The organism is Leyella stercorea (assembly GCF_019052365.1).
Lineage (GTDB): Bacteria > Bacteroidota > Bacteroidia > Bacteroidales > Bacteroidaceae > Prevotella.
In genome coordinates, this window is the sequence record NZ_JAHQUY010000033.1 from 1 (window position 1) to 20899 (window position 20899).

Sequence of the window (20899 nt, forward strand, 5' to 3'; positions counted from 1 at the left end):
TTAAAGGATTTCTCTTTGCCGTACGACACAGAGAAATCCTAATGACCGATTTGGGATAAAAAAAGCAGAGCCTCACGCCTTGGTGGCGACATGGCTCTGCGCAAATAAATTCTTCTACAAAAGTATGGGGGACAATTCGCTTACGCAAATTGTCCCCCGCTTCGTATATATAATAGATAAATCAAGTTGCTACTTTAACTTCACGTCAAGCTACTTCGTTGCTTCTACCTTCTTCGTCAGTTCCTCTACGATGATGCTGTAGAGCTGCGTCATCACGATAGGCTTCGTGATGAACTGGTTGGCGCCTAACGCAAGTCCGCGTTCTATGTCCTCGCCGAAGTTCATGCCCGAGAGAATCAGTATCGGAAGGTCGCTCTTGCTCTGCGCCGGAATACGGAACTCTGCGTTGTCGCAGCCGTTGCGCACGTGCTCTATCACCTTGAAGCCGTCGATGTCGGGCATCATGAGGTCTACTATAGCGAGGTCGATGCTGTCTGGCGTGCCTATGCGCGACTGTATGGTTTCCAACGCCTCGCGGCCGTTGGCAGCCTTTACAATCTGGAAATCGAACGGCTTAAGCATCTTGTCGAGCAAAAGCAGGTTCAAGGCGATGTCGTCTACAATAAGAATCGTGAACGTATCTGAATTTACGCCAGCTATCTCTTTCATCTTCTTCGGTTGTTGTTTATATATTTCGTTTACTTTGAATATAATCTTCAAGTTCGGACTGCAAAAATATCCAAAAATAATAAACGAAGCAAGTAAAACATAGAAAATATTACTTCTTCAGCATCTTCTTGCCATTCTTGATGATAAGACCCTTGTATGAGTCGTTGACGCGCTGACCGCTTACATTATATATATAGCCGTCGTGAGCAGCCTCGGTCTTCACGGCGTCGATGCCGGTCGGAGTGAACGAGCCGTCGAAGTCGAGCACTACTACCGAACCGTTAGCTCCGGTGAGTGTAGCTACGTTGTCCTTAACAGCCACTTCTGTGAGCACGTTGTCTACGTAAACCTTAGCCTTAGCGAGGTTCTTGTAGTGAACGCGCATTGTCTGACCCTGGTTGTTTGTGAGCTCAACGCGTGTAGCCTCGCCGTTCTTCCAGTCGATGCTAACCGTAACGTCGCCTACAGCCTTCATGCCGTGCATGTGTCCCTCTGTCCAAGCCGACGGAAGAGCCGGCAAGATGCGGATAAGACCCGAGTTGCTCTGCATAATCATCTCGGCGATACCGGCGCAAGCACCGAAGTTGCCGTCGATCTGGAACGGAGCGTGCGAGTCGAAGAGGTTGTAGAATACGCCTGCACCACCATTGCTGTGAGCCAGTGCGTTGTTCAGAATCTTGCGAGCGTGGTCGCCGTCGAGGGCACGTGCCCAAAGGTTCATCTTCCAACCCATTGACCAGCCGGTAGCACCGTCGCCACGGAGCTTCATAGAGTTGACAGCTGCGTCGAACAGCTCTGTGCCCGGCTCAATCTGAGAGAACGGATAGAGGCACATAAGGTGCGACATGTGGCGGTGGCCGTTCTCACCTCTTGTGTATGAGCTGTACTTCCACTCGCGCAGAATCTTAGAACCAGTAGGAATAGCTGTACCGAAGTAGCCGGTATAGTTCTCTGTAGCAAGACCCTTGTCGAGCTTAGCGAAGCGGTCTCTGAGTATGCCGAGGTCTGTAGCCGATACTTCTGCGTCGTCACCGAGCACGTCGATGGCAGCGAGAGTGTTGCAGAAGAGGTCGTATACGAGCTGCTGTGCGTGAGCAACGCCGTTCTCCGACTCTGGTCCGTGCTCAGGCGACCACTCGTTCGGGCACTCGTATGTGCCGTCAGAAGCCAGCTTGAGGCGGTCCATCCAGAACTGCGAAGCTGAAAGCATTGCGGGGAACACGCGCTTCAGATACTCGCGGTCGAGTGTGTAGCGGTAGTGCTGCCAGAGGTGTGTAGCGTACCAAGCGTTAGCGATAACGTAGTTGTTCTTGAATGCACTCACGCCGCCGAAAATATTGTTCTCGGTGAAGCAAGTCCAACCGCGGTCCTGACCCTGCAGCTTTGCCCACTGCTTCCACTGCGGCTGCTTTTCTGCCATAGCCCAGATATAGTTGAGGAACGGCATGTGCATCTCGCTGAGGTTTGTAGGCTCAGCCGGCCAGTAGTTCATCTGAACGTTGATGTTAGAGTGGATATCAGAGTTCCATGCTACACCGTTGATGTTGTTCCAGATGCCCTGGAGGTTAGACGGAGAGTCGACACCGCGTGAAGAAGAAATCTCGAGATAGCGACCGTAAGCGAAGTAGAGCTGCTCGAGCATGAGTGCGTCAGCGCCACGACCACCGTTGTATGAGTCGATAAGACGGTTGGTTGTCATATCGTTCTTTGTGCCTGCGAGGTCGAAGTCGCAACGTCCGAAGAAGCTCTGATAGTCGGCTACGTGCTCTGCGTAGAGATCAGCCCACGACTTCTCGGCAGCTGCTGCAACGCGGTCGGCTATAGTCTGAGCCAAAGCCGATGTATTCTTGGTATATGTGCTCTCGTAAGCGTCGAAGTCGGTGCCGCCGCCGAGCACAACCATGATTTCGTCAGCGCCGATCACCTCGATGCCTTCCTCGTCTGTTGTCATTGTGCCGCCAGTCGGGATCACCTTCATGCGGGCATTGTAGCTGATGGTCTCGAGCTTGCCGCTGAATGTGCCTTCGCCGTCAGCGTATGTCGGGTCGGCTGTGATAGAGCCTGGAGCCATTGTGAAGCGGAAGCTGAGCTTGCCGCCCTTGCTTGCTGTGTAGTGAGCCACAACGACGCGCGCCGGGTTAGATGCGATATACTCGCGTGTGTACTCAACACCTGCTGCCGACTTGAACATGGTCTTGCCGGTTGCGGTTGTGAGGTCGAGCAAACGTACATAGTCTGAAGCTGCCTTGTCGGTTGTGAGGCCGAATTCGCCGCTGAGGTCCTTAGCGTAGATAGAACCGAAGTTCTCGTACTTGCCGTAGCCCTTGCCGCCCTGCGAAGAGCGTGCGGGTGTGCCGCTCCAGAGCGTCTTCTCGTTGAACTGAATCTCGTCTTTGTAGACACCACCGAAGAGACAAGCGCCGAACTGTCCGTCGCCGATAGGCAATGCGTACTCCATCCAGTTAGAATAGCCCTGACCGCCGCTGTAAAGCTGTGCGGTTGTAGCCGGCTCTGTGTACCAGAGTGTGAGCTTGTTCTCGGGCTTGAATGTCATCGAGCCTACAGTCTTGTAGTCGGCAGCGCCGAGGTCAGAGTCTGGCTTCACGAAAACCACAACGTTGTTCTGGTCGTTGGTCTTCCAGAAGCCGATCGAGTTGCCGTCGCCCGGGTCGCCCCAAAGGTTAACGACGTTGTTGCCCGACTTAGAGTTGGCTACAATCTCCCATCCTGTGCCGTTGTCTGTGTTCGGAGCCACCTGAAGCTTGAAGCCGCCAGGCTGCTCTGATGTGCTCGGACGCAACGGGTTAGGGTTAGCAGCACCAGTAGAGGTAGCGCCAAGGCTCTGCGAGCTAACCACTATGTACTGTCCGTCCTTGTTCTGGAACTGGAAGTTATTCTGCGAACCGACGAGGCGCCACTGCTGTGAGCTTTCGCCGCTGCCTGCGTAGAGACGGATACAATTGTCTGAGCTGACAGACATCACCTTCTCGTTACGCAAGAACTTAACGTAATAGTAAGTGCCGCCGTCTCCCGACGTTACAAACTCAGGCAGTTTCGGAGAAGCCTTCTTAAGGCCGCCTGCGGTAGCTGCACTAATGCACTCTACGCCTGCGAAGAAGCAAGCGACAAGCGCGATAAAGAACAAAGTAAATTTTTTCATTTGTAGATTGGTTTTTAGAATGTTGCAAAGTTACTGCTTTTTATTGAATTACAGCAGGTTTCAATAAAAATATTTAGGATGTATGGCAAAACTCATAGCACGAGAATTCGGACTATCCGTAGGCATTGCAAGTATTTATAATGGTCCGTATTTCAAAATTAAAGGCTACGGCAAAAATGCCGTAGCCTCCTTAATTACTTCTTCGCTTCGGGATATGATATGCGGGTGTGATATATCGACTTGAGGCGTTCGATGAGTACGAGCTTGGCGAGGGCGAGGTCGCGGAAGGTGATAGGACACTCCTTGAAGAAACCTTCGGCTACGTCGCCGTCGATGATGCGGTTGACGAGTTCGGAAATGCTTTCCTCGGTGTACTCGGAGAGAGAACGCGACGCTGCCTCCACGCCATCGGCAATCATAAGAATGGCTTGTTCGCGTGTGAACGGGTTAGGTCCGGGGTACTGGAACTGCGTGACGTCGACGTTGATGTCGGGATGCTCGTTCTTGTACTTTATGTAGAAATACTTCGTCACGCCGCGTCCGTGGTGGGTGAGGATAAAGTCGCGTATGAACGCCGGAAGATTAGCTTTCTCCGCCATGCGCACGCCTTCGGTGACGTGGCGCATCACGATGCGTGCGCTCTCGATGTACGACATGTTGTCGTGCGGATTGACACCTGCCTGATTCTCGGTGAAGAAGACTGGGTCTTCCATCTTTCCGATGTCGTGATAGAGTGCGCCGGTACGCACAAGCAGCGAGTTGGCGCCTATCTTGTTGGCTATCTCGGCTGCGAGGTTTCCGACGGTGATAGAGTGCTGGAACGTGCCGGGAGCCACCTCCGAGAGGTCGCGAAGCAGTCCGCGATTGGTGTTAGACAGCTCGAAGAGCGTAACGCTCGACACGAATCCGAACATCTTCTCGACGACGTACATGAGCGGATAGCAGAGCAGCAGGAAGATGCCGTTGACAACGAGGTGATAGTACATATCGGTGTCGACGAGCGAGAGGTCGTTGCTCTGCATCATCTGCATGGCTACGTAGACGAGAGCGCTGGCGAGTGTGACGAAGAGCGCCGTGCGGAACACCTGGGCGCGGCGTGTGAGTTCGCGCAGCGAGTAGATGGCTACGAGTCCGGCTACGAGCTGTATGATGATGAACTCGTACTGGTAGCGCACGGCGGCGGTACAGATGAGCACCATCGTGACGTGGCAGACGAACGCCGTGCGCGAGTCCATGAAGACGCGCACGAACATCGGCGCCATAGCCAGCGGCAGTATGTAGACGCTGAGGAAGTTGTGGCTCACCATGAGCGACACGAGCACAGGGAAGAGCGTGATGAGCGTGTAGAGCATGGCGATGGAGCGCGGTTTGGCGAAGTAGTCGTGTCGGAAGAGTCCGAGGTAGATGGTGAAGAGCGTGACGAGGAGCGCCACGAACACTATCTGTCCGATGAGCATCACCATCATTTCGCTGTCGGTGGCGCTGCGCCGTTCCATCTCGCGCTCGAAGGAGTCGAGCACGCGGTAGGTATATTCGTCGACGATGTCGCCGCGGTCTATCACTTTCTGTCCGCTCATCACCATTCCGCTTGCGGGCGGTATCGACGAGAGGAGGTCGTTGCGCTCGGTCTCGGAGCGGCTCTTGTCGTATATGAGGTTAGGCTCAATATAGTTGTTGAGGTTGCAGCGCTGCAGTAGCGGTCGCTGCTGCGCGATGATGTCGTCGGCGAAGAGCTGCTCGTACGCCGAGAGCGTAGAGTAGAACTCGGAGAGGCGTATGCTCTGCGCCTTGTTGCCGAGTACGACGCGCACCTCAGTGGTAGAGTCGCGGTATATCTCGTTGTATTCGGGCGTGCCCATGATGCCCTGCTGATAGAGCTTGTGCAGGCGGTCGGCGATGAGCTTCACGTAGAGCGACGAGAGTCCGGGTATGCCGTTGCGATAGTCGGCGAGGAATCGGCTCACCATCTTCGTCTCCACCTGCTTGTCGTAGTTGTAGTAGGGCTGGTAGGTCTCGAGCAGCGAGTCTTCCTGCGCCTTTATGGTGGCGTCGGTCTTGTATACGGGGAAGTCGAACTTGGCTATGAACGAGCCGTACATCCACGGTTTGCCCACGTCGTACTTGTAGCGTTGGCGTTCGTTGTGCGGCAGAGCCCACACGATGAGCGTCACGGTGACCAGTACAAGGAGCGTTCGCGAGAGCATGTTGCGCCAGAAAATTCGCTTTGGTTGGTTCAATCGGTCCATATAAATCAGTTTGTTTAGAGGTTCTACGGGGGTTAGTCCGCCGTGTTTGGGGGTTTCGACTGCAATATTACAAAAAAAATCACAAAATACGAAATAATTGCACTACCTTTGCACTGAAAACAAAACAACAAAACAAAATATGTCAGATAGAAAAGTGAGGGTGCGTTTCGCACCAAGTCCAACAGGAGCGCTGCACATCGGTGGCGTGCGCACAGCATTGTACAACTATCTCTTCGCTCGCCAGCACGGCGGCGACCTCGTATTCCGCATCGAGGACACCGACTCCAACCGTTTCGTACCGGGCGCTGAGGAGTATATCATCGAGTCATTCCGCTGGCTCGGCATCAAGTTCGACGAGGGCGTGAGCTTCGGCGGCGAACATGGTCCGTACCGACAGAGCGAGCGCCGCAGCATATATAAGAAATATGTAGAGCAGCTGCTGGCTGCCGACAAGGCTTACATCGCTTTCGACACGCCGGAACAGCTTGAGGCTAAGCGTGCCGAGATTCAGAACTTCCAGTACGACGCGCACACACGCGGCGAGATGACCAATTCGCTCACTCTGCCGAAGGAGGAAGTGGAGCGCCGCATCGCTGACGGCGAGCAGTACGTGGTTCGCTTCAAGGTAGAGCCGGGCATCGAGGTGCACATCGACGACATGATACGCGGTCACGTGGTTATCAAGAGCGACATTCTCGACGACAAGGTGCTCTACAAGAGCGCCGACGAGCTGCCTACATACCACTTGGCTAACATCGTGGACGACCACCTCATGGAGATTACGCACGTGATTCGCGGCGAGGAGTGGCTGCCGAGCGCACCGCTTCACGTTCTGCTCTACCGCGCGTTCGGTTGGGAAGACACTATGCCTAAATTCGCTCACCTGCCGCTGCTGCTGAAGCCGGAAGGCAAGGGCAAGCTCTCAAAGCGCGACGGCGACCGACTGGGCTTCCCTGTGTTCCCGCTCGAATGGCACGACCCGAAGACGGGCGACGTTTCTTCAGGCTACCGCGAGAGCGGATACTTCCCCGAGGCAGTCGTCAACTTCCTTGCACTGCTCGGCTGGAATCCTGGCACAGAGCAGGAGCTCTTCACTCTTGACGAGCTTGTGCAGGCGTTCGACATCCACAAGTGCTCTAAGGCTGGCGCACGCTTCGACTATCAGAAGGGCATCTGGTTTAACCACGAGTACATGCTGAAGAAGTCGAACGAGGAGGTGGCTAATCTCTTCGCGCCTATCGTGGCTAACAACGGCGTAGACGAGTCGATGGAGCGCATCACTAAGGTGGTGGCTATGATGAAGGACCGCGTGAACTTCGTTAAGGAGTTGTGGCCGCTTTGCTCGTTCTTCTTCATCGCTCCGACGGAGTACGACGAGAAGACCGTGAAGAAGCGCTGGAAGGCTGATTCGGCTAAGGTGATGGGCGAACTGGCTGAGGTGCTCGAGGGCATCGACGACTTCTCGGTAGAGGGTCAGGAGCCGGTAGTGATGAAGTGGATTGAGGAGAAGGGCTACAAGCTCGGCGACGTTATGAACGCCTTCCGACTCACGCTCGTAGGCATCGGCAAGGGCCCGGGCATGTTCGACATCTCGGCGTTCCTCGGCAAGGAGGAGACGCTGAAGCGCATGCGCAAGGCTATCGAGGTGCTGGGATAAAGCGGCAACTGATTAAGCAGACTGTCTGCTTGGAATGATTTAACAGCGGATTGTACTGCTCGGAATAATTCAACAACGGATTAAGCGGATTAAACGGATTCCTTATACAATGAAGGAGTCTGATTAATCCGCTTAATCCGTTTTTCATTATATACCCTAAATCCGTTTAAAGTGAAATCTGTAGGAGACAGCAAATCTCGCTCGGTTGATGCACTTTTCTCAGGGGGTGCAGCAGTCTCTGCTGCACAACCAAGTAAACGGTGTAATTCTTGCTCGGTTGGTGCACCTCTTGCTCGGTTGATGCACTTGAGACAAGTGCACCCCCTTGAAGGCACATGAAAGTTTCTTAAAGTGTTGTATGCGATAGATACCAGACTTTTTCTACTGCAACTGCGCGATGGTATTACGTACGCGCTCAGCCGAAGTGTACATCAGCGTGCCTTCGTCGGCATCCTTCGCACCCATGTACACGTCGGGATTGATGTACTGCATGCGGCTCTTTATGGGAACGCGCGCCGAGAAGTGGAACTCGCAGACACCAGTCTCAGTCTGTATCTGCTTTATGTTCTGCTCATTCACGCCGCAGCCAGCGAGAATAATGATGCGGTCGGCAGCAAGCTTGTGCAGCTGGGCGAGCAACGGTGCACCTTCGAGCGCCGTGGGCTGCTGACCCGATGTCAGGACGCGGTCGACGCCGAGCTCGATGAGCTGTTCGAGTGCGCGGCGCGGATCGTTGCAGCGGTCAAAGGCGCGGTGGAACGTGACGGACATGCCCTGGGCAGCCTCAACCAAGCGACGGTTGGCATCCATGTCGAGCGATCCATCGGCACACAGACAGCCTATCACCACACCATCGACGCCCAACTCCCGGCACACGCGTATATCCTCCACCATGAGCTCCACTTCGAGCGGCGTATAGAGGAAGTCGCCGCCGCGCGGACGTATTATCACGTGGAGGCGTGTCGTGCTGAGCACACGGCGCGCAACCTTAATCTCGCCGTACGACGGCGTGGTGCCGCCCTCGGGTATGCCGGCGCAAAGTTCTACACGGTCGGCGCCGCCTTCCTGCGCTGCCAAACAACTCTCTACGCCGTTGGCGCAGACTTCAAATCTATATTTCTTTTCCATAGCTATTTCCGTAGCGGAGGTCTCCGGCCTCCGCAGCAATCAATAACACAAATTACTTTATAGCGAGTTGTCGTGTTTAGAATACAACTCTTCACGCTATACACTTGGTGCTGCGGAGGCCGGAGACCTCCGCTACGTGCAAAATTAACCTTTACGTTTCAATGAGCAAAGAAAATCGGGGACATTATACAGAACGAACGGAAATTATTGCTAACTTTGCACAATAAAGGTGGTGAGATGGTGAGATGGTGTTGTGTTGACATTAGCAATGCATATCTCAACACCTCAACATCACATCTCAACACCTCACCATCATATCTCACCACCTCAACATCTCAACATCACAACATCTATAACAAACAAATCATTATGAACAAATCTTTTATTCTCTCGGCAGCTCTCTGCCTCTCGTCGCTCTTTGCTTCGGCTGAGAACGTCCCCACTCCACGCAAGCAACTTGCGCCGAAACCGCCTATGGGCTGGATGACATGGAATCTCTTCCAGGGCAACATCAACGAGCAGCTCATCCGCGAGACAGCGGACGCTATGGTCGAAGGCGGATTCCGCGACGCCGGCTACGAATATATCTTCATCGACGACCTCTGGCAGGGCGGTCGCGACCGACAGAACAACATCATACCCGACCCTGAGAAGTTTCCGTCGGGCATAAAGGCGCTCGCCGACTATGTCCACTCTAAGGGTCTGAAGCTCGGTATCTACTCGGATGCGGCGCAACTCACCTGCGGCGGATGGACAGCGAGCCTCGGTTTCGAGGAGCAGGACGCACGCACCTTCGCTTCGTGGGGCATCGACTATCTGAAGTACGACTACTGCAACGCGCCTGAGGACAGCGCCACGGCAAGACAGCGCTACCGCACAATGGCTAACGCGCTGCAGAACTCTGGCCGCGACATCGTGCTCGGCATCTGCGAATGGGGACAGCGCCAAGGCGAGGAGTGGTGCGAGGAAGTGGGCGGACAGCTCTGGCGCACTTCTTACGACGTGCGCGACATGTGGAAGGACATCGTGAAGGAAGGCGGCATGGGCATTCTCGACATCGTCAACATTACGGCACCACTCGCCAAGCATGCCCGCCCAGGACAATGGCCCGACATGGACATGCTCGTGGTTGGTCTGCGCGGAACGGGCGGTCCGTCGAGCGATCTCGGCGGCGTGGGCTGCACTCAGACCGAATATCAGACGCAGATGAGCATGTGGTGTATGCTCTCGTCGGTGCTCGCCATGACCAACGACCTGCGCAAAGTGACCGACGACGACCGCCGCATACTGCTCAACAAGGAGATTATCGCCATCAATCAGGACGCTCTGGGCAAGGCTGCGGAGCGCATCGTGAACGAGCCGACGCAGCAGGTGTACGTGAAACCGCTGGCTGACGGTTCGCACGCCGTGGCTATCCTCAATCCGTCGGACGCAGCACAGCGTGTGAGCCTCAACTTCGCCACCGTCGGACTCAACGGCAAGTACACCGTGCGCGACGTTTGGCAACACCGCAACATTGCGCAGCGTGCAAACAAATGGAAGGGCACGGTGGCTGCGCACGAGACGAAAGTATTCGTACTGAAATAAAAAAAGTAGCGGAGGTTTCCGGCCTCCGCTACTTTTATTACAAGTCTTCTTATTATTCTCCCTTTTCAAAGTCGAAGCTGTCGTCACTTGAATTGGTTTCATCGACAACGATATCAGTGTCAAGACGGCTCTCCTGCGGCTGTTCCTCCTGCACATTGTTGTCGATTTGTTTTCTCGGTATGCGCTCCAACTTGAAGTGCTGACCCTCCGGGAAGCCCTCGTTATTGTAGAACGGCATAGGTCTTTCTGGCTTTCCTGGCTCCTCAGCATCGGAAGTTTTGAGTTTCTTCGCGTCAATATCTCTTGGCTTCTTCGCGTCGAAGTACACATCATCATCGTATTCGGCATCGTTTTGCTGCATCTGCTGACGCTGACGCTGCATAGCCTTCTCACGCTGAATGCGCTGGTTGCGGCGCGCACGCATCTCGCGCTCAGACGGTCTGCGCTGCTGCTGTTCTTCTGTCGGCACGCCCACGCTCTGGCGCTGCTTCTTCTCGGCAGCGTCGCCCACAGCCGCACCGGCTGCTGCACCCGTAGCCATACCTACAACTGTACCTATATCGTGTCCGCGCGGTCCGCCTACGATTCCGCCGATTGCGGAGCCGAGCACCGAGCCCATTGAGCCGCCTGCGTAGGCACCCGTGCCTGCGCCAGTGGAGCAACTGCTCACCGTTATCGCTCCACCTAAAAGCATTATCAAACATTTCTTCATAACTCTATTGTTTATGGTGAAGGCAGAAGCCTTCTGTTACAGTTTGTAAATAGTCAATTATCTTTAAAAAACGTCGGCATAGCTGTCTATTTTTTCACAGCCGCCTCAATGTCCTCCTTATAGTTGAGGTTCTTGAGTCGGTAGATGTCGTGGATGTGGAGCATACGCTGCAGGAACGAGTCGAGATTGCGCTGTTCCTTCTGCGTCCACTGCACCTCGCAAAGCGCAGCCAGACGCGGCAGCAGTTCCCACTCCATCTTCTTCGCGTCCTTCACCCATTCGGTCCAGATGCAGCCCTCGGCGCCGATTACGTTCTGCTGTTCGGCAGGCGTGAGTCCGTCCTGATACGGTTCGAGGTTGTACACACGTTCTATGCTCGGGATGCCAGTTATCTTGTTCAGACCTACGTTGCTGAAGTAGAAGTGCTGTATGGGCGCTATCACCGTAGGGTGACCGGCTTTCGCCGCGCGCACGGTGGCTTTCGGACTTGTCCAGCCTATCACCGTCACATCCTTCGAAGGCGTGCCTTCGAGTATCTCGTCCCAACCTATCATCTTTCTGCCGCGAGCGCGAATTTGCTTAGCCACTTCGTCCATGAACCAGGTCTGCAGCTGCTCCTCCTTCGAGTGTCCCTCTATATCCTTCAGTCCGAGTTCGGCTATCTTCGCCTGACAGCGCTCACACTCCTTCCAACGCTCCTTCGGACACTCGTCGCCGCCGATATGGATGTAGGGCGAAGGGAAGATGTCCATAATCTCGTTGATGACATCCTTGGCGAACTGCAGCGTCTGCGGCTTGCCTGCGCACATCACTTCCTTGATTACTCCGAAGTGGCGACACACCTCGTACGGACCGCCCGTACAGCCGAGGTCGTTGTACGAAGCCAAAGCAGCCTGCATGTGGCCAGGCATATCAATCTCGGGGATAACAGTTATGTAGCGTTCGGCAGCGTAGCGCACTATCTCGCGAGCCTCCTCCTGCGTATAGTAGCCCGAAACCGGCACGCTGTCGTACTCGCCCGACTGCGGAGCCGTGATTGTGCCCGTACGCTTCGAGCCAATCTCGGTAAGCAGCGGATATTTCTTTATCTCGATGCGCCATCCCTGGTCCTCGGTGAGGTGCCAATGAAAGTAGTTGATGTTGTGCATCGCGAAGATGTCGATGAGTTTCTTCAGATAGTCGACGCTGAAGAAGTGTCTGCCGCAGTCGATCATGAACGCGCGGTAGGCGAAGCGCGGCGCATCGGCTATCTCCACAGCCGGCAAGAGCACCTGCTTCTCACCCTTCACGATAGGCAGCGACTTCATCACGGTCTGCATTCCGTAGAACACACCGGCATGGGTTGCGCCGTCGATGGTGACCGCCTTCTTCGACACATTGAGGCGATAAGCCTCGCTGCCGCCATCCACATCTGCAACGGCAAGGCGAATCTGGTTGTCGGTCTTGCGTGTTGTGAGCGCAACGTCGATGCCAGTGAGTTCCTTAATGTAAGAAGCGAGGAACTCAGCGTTGCGTTTCTGCTTAGCGTCGCCGTCGGTGTAGAATATGCTTGTCTTCTTGCTGAGCACAAACGACTGTGCGTCGACAGCAGTCACCTGCTTCGGTAGCGGAATGACTTGCCAGTTGGCTGTTGACACTGTCTTTGCCTGCGCACAGAGACAGAACACGGAGAAGAATATTGCTGTTATGATTTGCTTCAACATGATTAGTTTGTTTTTAACACGTTAATATACTTTGCATTACAAAGTTAGAAAAAATAGCAATACAAAGCATACGAATTATAAGAAAACGGCAATAAAAGTTGGCTGATTAGCCAAAAAGAAGTATATTTGCGAATATAATACTACACAGATTTTAATTTATGCAAGAGTATCAGCTGGATTTCATAACTTATTGCGTAGGCAATCTCTCCGAGCGTCTTAACATGAGCGCAAGCAAAGTTTACAAAATGCTTCGTTCGTCTGGAATCTTGGACGGATATATTCTGCCTTGCTACGACGTACTCCACACGTTCGGCAAAGACTATATTATGAACGACTTGATTGAACTACTGAAAAAAAGAGGAACTTTAGCATGAAACTATACCACGCATCTAATTGTATCATTGATACTCCCGATGTATACCACTCGCGCGACTTGCTTGATTTTGGAAAAGGTTTCTATCTTACTGCGCTTGAAGAACAAGCGCGGAAGTATTCGCAACGCTTTCTGTTCCGCGGTGACAAGGCTTTCTTGAATCATTACATACTGAATGATGATTTAAGTGAGTATAACGTCAAAAAGTTTGAAGCCTATAACGAAGAATGGCTTGATTTTGTTGCAGCGTGTCGTGCCGGAAAGCCAACAGAGCTTTACGATATTGTTTCAGGCGGCATCGCAGACGACAAAGTGTTCAACACGATAGATCTTTACTTCTCTGGCAACATCAGCAAGACGGAAGCATTGGAACGCCTGGCATTCATACATCCCAACCATCAGATATGCATCACCAGTCAGAAGGTAATCAGTAAAAGTCTGCACTTCATTGAGGCAGAAGAGATAAAATAAAAACAAGAAACGAGAGAATGGAAGCAAACAAGACTATACTTCAAATGAAATATGCCCGCATCGTGAAACTATTCAGCGAGCAGAGCGGAATTTCTTTAGAAAACTCCTTGGAGTTCTTCTACGACTCGTATGTATATAGAATGGTCAGCGAGGGCATTGCTGACATGCACTGCCGTAGCGATGGCTACATAGCCGGGCTTTTGCTTGAAGAATGGCAAAAGCTCCACCCTACTTCCTGCCCTTAGAACGCTTCTTATGAGTAGTCTGTTTCTTCTTGCCCACAGACTGTTTCTTCTTGTCTGCAACCGACTTCTTCTTATCAGCAGACTGTTTCTTCTTGTCAGGCGTATGCAGCTTCTTTACATGCACCTGCTGATCATTGTTGTTGAAATGGAATATGCCGTCTTCGGGTAGTGTGTATTCGGTGACTTCGAAGTCGATTTCGGGCAGGGCGTCTTCGGACTTGAACGGCACTTTCGTGTTACGCAGACGTTCCACCTTTACTACTGCTACGCCTTGCGCAATAATGCCGAGTTCGTCGGCGGCGCGATAAGAGAGGTCGATGATGCGTCCGCGTCCGTGCGGACCGCGGTCGGTGACGCGCACGATAACCTGCTTGCCGTTGCGCTCGTTGGTTACGCGCAGCAGCGTGCCGAAGGGATAGGTGCGGTGAGCGCACGTCAGACTGTCGTGGTGCAGGCGCTCTCCGCTGCTTGTGCGAGAGCCTGTGGCACGTTTAGAATAGAACGAGGCCTTGCCTGTCTGCGTTTGTGCGCAGACATAGGCAAGGCTTATTGTTGCAAGAATTACTAATGTCGTATTTCTTATTTTCACGTATTCATATTGTTTTTTGCGGCGGTCGGGATCATTATACGATGCCCTGAGCCATCATAGCGTTGGCTACCTTCATGAAGCCAGCGATGTTAGCGCCGCGTACATAGTCGATGTAGCCGTCAGCACGCTTGCCGTACTTCACGCACTGCTCGTGGATAGAGTGCATGATGTAGTGGAGCTTCTCGTCTACTTCCTTCTCGCTCCAGCTCAGACGTATAGAGTTCTGAGTCATCTCGAGACCAGATGTAGCTACGCCACCTGCGTTGACAGCCTTGCCAGGAGCGAAGAGCTGCTCAGCAGCAACAAACTTGTCTACAGCCTCAGCTGTGCAGCCCATGTTTGAAACCTCGGCAACGCACAACGGCTTCTGAGCGAGAATCATGTCGGCGTCGGCGCAGTTGAGCTCGTTCTGTGTAGCACATGTGAGGTAGATGTCGGCCTTAACCTCCCAAGGTTTCTTGCCTGCAACGAACTTAGAGCCTGGGAACTCGTCCTCGTACGGCTGGCAGACATCGTTGCCTGAAGAGCGGAGCTCGAGCATGTAGTCGATCTTGTCGCCTGCGATGCCTGCTTCGTCGTAGATGTATCCGTCAGGACCAGAGATAGTGATAACCTTACCACCGAGCTCTGTAGCCTTCTTGGCTGCGCCCCAAGCTACGTTGCCGAAGCCAGAGATAGCGATTGTCTTGTCCTTAATGTCGAGACCGCGTGTTGCGAGCATCTGCTGTACGAAGTAGAGTGCGCCGTAACCGGTAGCCTCAGGACGGATGCGCGAACCGCCGAACTCCAAGCCCTTGCCTGTGAGCACGCCCTGATACTGGTGTGTGAGCTTCTTATACATGCCGAAGAGATAACCAATCTCTCTGCCGCCTACGCCTATGTCGCCTGCCGGAACGTCCTCATCAGGACCGATGTGGCGATAGAGCTCTGTCATGAATGCCTGGCAGAAACGCATAACTTCTGCGTCTGAACGACCGCGGATAGAGAAGTCTGAACCGCCCTTGCCACCGCCCATTGGCAAAGTGGTGAGTGCGTTCTTGAATGTCTGCTCGAAACCGAGGAACTTCAGGATTGAGAGGTTCACTGACGGGTGGAAACGCAAGCCGCCTTTGTACGGGCCAATGGCGCCGTTGAACTGTACGCGGTAGCCGATGTTTACATGTACCTCACCGTTGTCGTCTGTCCAAGGAACACGGAAAGTGATGATGCGCTCCGGCTCTACAAGGCGCTCGATAAGCTTAACTTTCTCGAACTCTGGGTGCTGGTTGTAAACGTCCTCGATTGAGATAAGAACTTCGCGTACTGCCTGCAAATACTCGGCTTCTCCCGGGTGCTTAGCCTCGAGATCATGCATGATTTTCTCTACGTTCATAGTATAAAAGGTTTTTTAGTTGATAATAGATTCTTTCGTTTTTAAATTGTTTGTCTGTCGTCTGTATAACGTCAATGCCGTTATGTAACTAAGACAGCGCAAATATAGATTATTTCGGCGTATCAGCCAAATAAAACAGCGAGTTTTTCTGCTTTTTCACGTTCTTTTAGATAGTTTGCAGCGTGTGTTCGCAAACAATCATTTCAGTGTTAACGCGGCAGTTGCCGTCGCTTTGTCATCGTTCACCGAACGCAATCTGATCGGACTCCGAACGCAATCCGATCGGACACCGAACGCAATCTGATCGGACGGCGGACGCGATCCGTTCGGACGGCGGACGCGAGCGGTGGCACGTTCCCACTACAAACAACCGATACGTATACACTAAAGAACCGAGAACTTCAACAAACACATTGCACGATACGATACCTATTTGTGTACATTTTGCTCATTTGAGCATAAACCAACTAACAAGTTGTAGGTATTTTGCGTGTCATTTTGCAAGAAAGGCTGCCAGACCTTTTATTCCTAAATATTAATAATGTATCTTTGCATAGAATTTCTTTTCTAAAACTCTTTGTAAACTATAACCAATTAAAAAAATATGAGAAAAAAGTACACTTTATCAAGAATCGGGGCAGTTGCACTGTTAGCGAATTTCGCAATCTGTGGTGCAAATGCTCAGATTAGAGCTACACAGCAATCTGTCCCAAGCATTAGCAACACCATTATGCGTGTGGCATCCGAGGATGGCCGGAAGCTTTGGGGCAATGTACTCTTCGACAACAGGTGGGCCAGTGTCAGCCAAGACTATTACGCTTACGGATGGTATGAATTTATGGCTAAAGATCCCGTAAAGGTTAAGCAGCTATATGTTGAAGACTTCTTCCGTGCTACGGGCAGTGGAGCATGGATTGGCAACAATCTCTACTTCATCATGTATCAGAACTTCTGGGGTGTTGATATGATATACTATTATAAGTATAACACAGACACGTGGGAGAAACTTGCAGAAAAGTCGATTGACAACAAATCGTTCATAGCCAACGAAACGGCTATTGCTCCCGATGGTTTGACGGTATATGGCGACTTCCTCAATTCGGAAGGAAACGGCGACGAACTTTGCATTGTCGACTACGAGAAGATGACGCGCACCAAGATTGGCGACTTGCGCCACTCGTATGTGGCAATGGGTGTGACCAAGCAGGGCGTGCTTTATGGTGTAGCTACCGACGGCAACCTCTACAAGATAGACACCGATACTGCAGCAGAGACCTATATAGGCTCAACGGGCAAGCAACTGAAGTTGAGCGATGGTAGCTTCTACTACCAGAGTGGTGAGATAGACCAAAAGACCAACACCTTCTATTGGGCCTGTGTAGAGGCCGACAAGAAGTCGACGCTCTACACTGTAGACCTCACCGACGCAAGTCTGTCGCTTGTCGGCGATTTCGAGGGTCAGAACATGATAACAATGCTCTCTATCCCGAAGCCTGCAGCCGAGGACGGAGCACCTGCCATTGCCGAGAACCTTACATTCGACTTCAAGAACGGCTCGCTCACGGGCGATGTTTGTTTTGATGTGCCTACAAAGACGTTCGCCGGCGATGAACTCAACGGCGATATCACCTATACCATCACCGACGGCACCGACACCCTTGCCGAGGGTAAGGCCGCAGCAGGCAGTAAGGTACGTCAGAACGTGACGCTGAAAGACAACGGCAACGTGAACTTCATCATCACTCTTGCCAATGAAGCAGGACAGAGCCCACGCCTTCTTGGCAGCAAGTATGTCGGTATGGACAAGCCGAAACCGGCTCAGAACGTAACAACCACCATTGACAAGAACGGCAAGGTGAACGTCACGTGGAGCGCACCTACAGAAGGACTCTACGGAGGTTATATGGGCGACATCAAATATAACATTGTGAGATACCCAGAAGGAAAGATTGTGCAGGAAGGCTACGCTGGCACATCCTATACAGAGATGCTTCCTTCCGATGCCGGCAAGGCCGTATACGGCTATGGCATCACACCCGTCAACGGCGGAGTGAAGGGCGATGAGGTTGTGAGCAACTATGTGGCTTTCGGCAACGCCATAACGCCACCTTTCTACGGTACGTTTGACGATGCTTCGGAGATGGCGCTCTATGAAATAATCGACGGCAACGGCGACGGTGTAACATGGGCTTGGGACGAGCCTAACTGGTCAAACGATCAGGACGCATGTGCAACTACTGCAAAATCGGAGAACACAGATGCCGACGAGTGGCTTATACTGCCGGCTCTGAAGGTGAAAGCAGGTAGCGTATACAATTTATCGTTCCGTGTCAAGGGCACCTCAAAATGGTATCCGCAGAAGTTTGAGGTGAAGTATGGCAAAAGCGCAACGGCTGCCGGCATGACAGAGACACTTATGCCCGAGGAGACTATAGAGCTCTCCGACTATGAAGTGCGCAAAGCCACCTTCACGCCCACAGAAGACGATGAGTTGTATATCGGTTTCCACGACATCAGCAGTAAGGGACAGCAAGGTCTGAAAATCGACGATATCACTATTGGCGAGGGCATCTCGCTAAACGCTCCCGACAGCGTTAGCAATCTTTCTGTTGTAGCCGCTGAGAAAGGATCACTGCAAGCCACTCTCTCATTCAAGGCCCCAGAAAAGACTTACGACGGCAGCAACCTCGAGAATATAACCAAGTTTCTCATCCGCCGTTCGGGCCAGGTAGTGGCAGAGGCACCATCAGCCGAACCTGGTGCGACAGTGACATTCACTGACAATACCGCAACAAACGGCATCAATATCTATAGTGTGGCAGCAGTGAACGAGCAGGGTGCGGGCTTCTACTGTAAGCCGGTAGCTATATATGTAGGACAGACATCGCCGCTGGAACCCGAAAATCGTCGCACAGCAGAGCATCCCGACAAGGTGACATTCACATGGGAGGAGTCGAATGTCGGCAATTACGACGGATATGTAGACCTCTCAGACGTGACCTATGTCATTGCAGAGCGTGGCGGTTCCGACTATTATCCCACTTATACTAAAGTGGACTCGGTTAAGGGTCAAACAACAATAGACATACCAATGGTTACGAACACCGGTGCACAGGTTCTTAAAACACTCTGGATTTCGGCCAAAAACGATTACGGACAGAGCTCATACAAGGCGTTGCCTTCTATCATGCTCGGCAAGCCCTACGAGCTTCCGTTCTCTGAGAGCGTGGCTAAGAATCTTCTGCACGGACGTTTGTGGACCACGTACGGCACGGGCAAGTCAGATTTCTGGACCATTGACGACAATTATCCCGACTGTGTTGACAACGATGGCGGAGCCTTCCACATGATTTCGGAAGCCGATACCGACTGGGCTTATCTCGGAACCGGAAAGATAGCACTCGCCGGTGCTGCCGAACCGAAACTCATCTTCTACCACAAGGCAGAAACCGGCAGCAATGCCAAGATAAAGATTGAAGTAGAGTTGCCCGATGGTACGACCGAAGAGGTAGCAAATATTGACGCAGCTAAGGACGAAGGAAAGTGGACCGCTTCTGCCGTTTCGCTTGCCGACTATGTAGATAAGGATTTCGTGTCTGTCAACTTTGTGGCGCAGGCCAACACCGGCAATGTAGTATACATAGACCGTATGTTCATACGCGATACATACACCTACGATTTGAGTGCAGAGATAGAAGCTCCGGAGACAGCAAGAAAGGGCGACACGGAGAATGTGAAGGTCACGGTGAACAACTTCGGCTCAAAGGATGCGCGCGGCTATAAGGTAGAGCTGTATGCCAACAACAAACTTATTGCCTCTAAGACTCCTGCCGAACCATTGAAGGCATACTATTTCAAGACATTCAATTTTGAGTATCCTATCAGCATCCTTGAGGACAAGGAGGGTGTAGAGCTAAAGGCCGTCGTGGTATACAGCAACGACCTGAACACCGATGACAATGAGGTATCAGCATCCACTAAGTTTGAGATATCAACCAAGCCGCACCCCGACTCGGCTACAGCCACAAAGACAGAGAACGGAGTGGAGGTAGCATGGACAGCGGTTGATTCCGAATCGAAGACTGCAACAGAGAGTTTCGAGTCGTACACGTCATGGAGCACCGATTTGTTTGGCGACTGGAAGTCGGTGGCAAACAATACGGGAACGACGGGCGGTCCGTTCAACATGAAGTATCCGTCACAGGGCACTTCGTTTGCATTCACCCTTGCCGACCCACTCGACAGATGGCTCTCTAAAGAGCAACTCGAGCAGGTTCCGGGCTTCAAGGCACACACCGGCAGTAAGTATCTTGCCGCTTTCCACCGTGCCGACGATGGAGGCAATGACGTGACGCAGGACAACTGGCTCTTCTCGCCCGAATTGTCTGGCGAGCAGCAGACAATATCGTTCTGGGTGAAAAACGAGAACGATACCGACCAGAAGATTAATTATCCGGAGACCTTCGACGTGCTCTACTCTACTACAGATAGCAAGCAGGCTTCGTTCACAAAGATTGGTGAGACGCACACCACATCGAAAGGCGAATGGGAGGAAGTAAGCGTAGAGTTGCCAGCAGGCAGCAAGTATTTTGCCATCAACCATAATACAGAGGCAGCTAACTCGTTCGTATTCATGATTGACGACATCACTTACACCTACGGTCCGGGTACCGTGATACTATATCGCATATATCGTGATGGAACCCTCGTGGGCACAGTACCGTCAGACCAGACAACGTTTGTTGACAAAACGGCCGATAGCAACACTAAATACGTCTACGGTGTAACAGCGGTTTATTTCGACGGCGAGTCGGAAGCTACCATTGCTACAGACGCCACAACCGGCATCAACGACGTATTCAAAGCCGATAAGACATTCGATGTGTATACCATCGACGGCATACGCGTTGCTACAAACGTAAGCAACTTCTCAACAATGAAGAAGGGAGTGTACATCGTAAATGGTAAGAAAGTTATAGTTAAGTAG

General features: G+C 52.4%; 14 protein-coding genes. 6 read left to right on the forward strand and 8 right to left on the reverse strand.

Annotation, left to right across the window (positions count from 1 at the left end; all coding sequences use genetic code 11):
• Window positions 1-210: 210 nt before the first annotated feature.
• The 3 genes from KTQ90_RS07385 to KTQ90_RS07395 form a co-directional block, all read right to left on the reverse strand.
• Window positions 211-669 carry a response regulator gene (locus KTQ90_RS07385; protein WP_217317823.1) on the reverse strand — a complete coding sequence of 153 codons (459 nt, stop codon included), beginning with the start codon at window positions 667-669 and terminating at the stop codon, window positions 211-213.
• A 109-nt stretch (window positions 670-778) separates the two neighbouring features.
• Window positions 779-3829, reverse strand: coding sequence for a glycoside hydrolase family 95 protein (locus tag KTQ90_RS07390; RefSeq protein ID WP_217317825.1), 3051 nt, complete (start codon window positions 3827-3829; stop codon window positions 779-781).
• A gap of 194 nt (window positions 3830-4023) precedes the next feature.
• Window positions 4024-6075 carry an HD family phosphohydrolase gene (locus KTQ90_RS07395; RefSeq protein WP_217317827.1) on the reverse strand — a complete coding sequence of 684 codons (2052 nt, stop codon included), beginning with the start codon at window positions 6073-6075 and terminating at the stop codon, window positions 4024-4026.
• A gap of 139 nt (window positions 6076-6214) precedes the next feature.
• Between KTQ90_RS07395 and gltX the strand changes: the two genes are divergently transcribed.
• Window positions 6215-7732, forward strand: a complete 1518-nt coding sequence (gene gltX / locus KTQ90_RS07400; RefSeq protein ID WP_022157609.1) for a glutamate--tRNA ligase — start codon at window positions 6215-6217, stop codon at window positions 7730-7732.
• A 381-nt stretch (window positions 7733-8113) separates the two neighbouring features.
• On the opposite strand, the gene KTQ90_RS07405 is transcribed toward gltX, so the two are convergent.
• Window positions 8114-8860, reverse strand: coding sequence for a copper homeostasis protein CutC (locus KTQ90_RS07405; RefSeq protein ID WP_217317828.1), 747 nt, complete (start codon window positions 8858-8860; stop codon window positions 8114-8116).
• Between the two features lie 369 nt (window positions 8861-9229).
• Between KTQ90_RS07405 and KTQ90_RS07410 the strand changes: the two genes are divergently transcribed.
• Complete coding sequence (locus KTQ90_RS07410; protein ID WP_217317830.1) at window positions 9230-10447, forward strand: glycoside hydrolase family 27 protein; 1218 nt, start codon at window positions 9230-9232, stop codon at window positions 10445-10447.
• A gap of 52 nt (window positions 10448-10499) precedes the next feature.
• Here KTQ90_RS07410 and KTQ90_RS07415 read toward each other — a convergent pair whose 3' ends face one another.
• Window positions 10500-11159 carry a hypothetical protein gene (locus tag KTQ90_RS07415; RefSeq protein ID WP_217317832.1) on the reverse strand — a complete coding sequence of 220 codons (660 nt, stop codon included), beginning with the start codon at window positions 11157-11159 and terminating at the stop codon, window positions 10500-10502.
• Window positions 11160-11245: 86 nt separating this feature from the next.
• Entirely contained in the window at window positions 11246-12862 is a 1617-nt protein-coding gene (locus tag KTQ90_RS07420) for a beta-N-acetylhexosaminidase (protein WP_217317834.1), read from the reverse strand.
• 158 nt (window positions 12863-13020) lie between these two features.
• On the opposite strand from KTQ90_RS07420, the gene KTQ90_RS07425 reads away from it, so the two are divergent.
• From KTQ90_RS07425 to KTQ90_RS07435, 3 genes are read left to right on the forward strand one after another with little or no spacing between them, the layout of a single operon-like run.
• Window positions 13021-13236 carry a DUF3791 domain-containing protein gene (locus KTQ90_RS07425; RefSeq protein WP_217317836.1) on the forward strand — a complete coding sequence of 72 codons (216 nt, stop codon included), beginning with the start codon at window positions 13021-13023 and terminating at the stop codon, window positions 13234-13236.
• Entirely contained in the window at window positions 13233-13706 is a 474-nt protein-coding gene (locus tag KTQ90_RS07430) for a DUF3990 domain-containing protein (RefSeq protein ID WP_217317837.1), read from the forward strand. Before KTQ90_RS07425 ends, KTQ90_RS07430 begins: the two co-directional genes overlap by 4 nt.
• Before the next feature lie 44 nt (window positions 13707-13750).
• Window positions 13751-13951, forward strand: coding sequence for a DUF3791 domain-containing protein (locus KTQ90_RS07435; protein WP_254360395.1), 201 nt, complete (start codon window positions 13751-13753; stop codon window positions 13949-13951).
• On the opposite strand, the gene KTQ90_RS07440 is transcribed toward KTQ90_RS07435, so the two are convergent.
• Entirely contained in the window at window positions 13935-14540 is a 606-nt protein-coding gene (locus KTQ90_RS07440; protein WP_217317839.1) for a septal ring lytic transglycosylase RlpA family protein, read from the reverse strand. The genes KTQ90_RS07435 and KTQ90_RS07440 overlap by 17 nt on opposite strands.
• A gap of 34 nt (window positions 14541-14574) precedes the next feature.
• Window positions 14575-15912, reverse strand: coding sequence for an NADP-specific glutamate dehydrogenase (gdhA, locus tag KTQ90_RS07445; RefSeq protein WP_217317840.1), 1338 nt, complete (start codon window positions 15910-15912; stop codon window positions 14575-14577).
• Between the two features lie 736 nt (window positions 15913-16648).
• Between gdhA and KTQ90_RS07450 the strand changes: the two genes are divergently transcribed.
• Complete coding sequence (locus KTQ90_RS07450; protein ID WP_217317841.1) at window positions 16649-20899, forward strand: choice-of-anchor J domain-containing protein; 4251 nt, start codon at window positions 16649-16651, stop codon at window positions 20897-20899.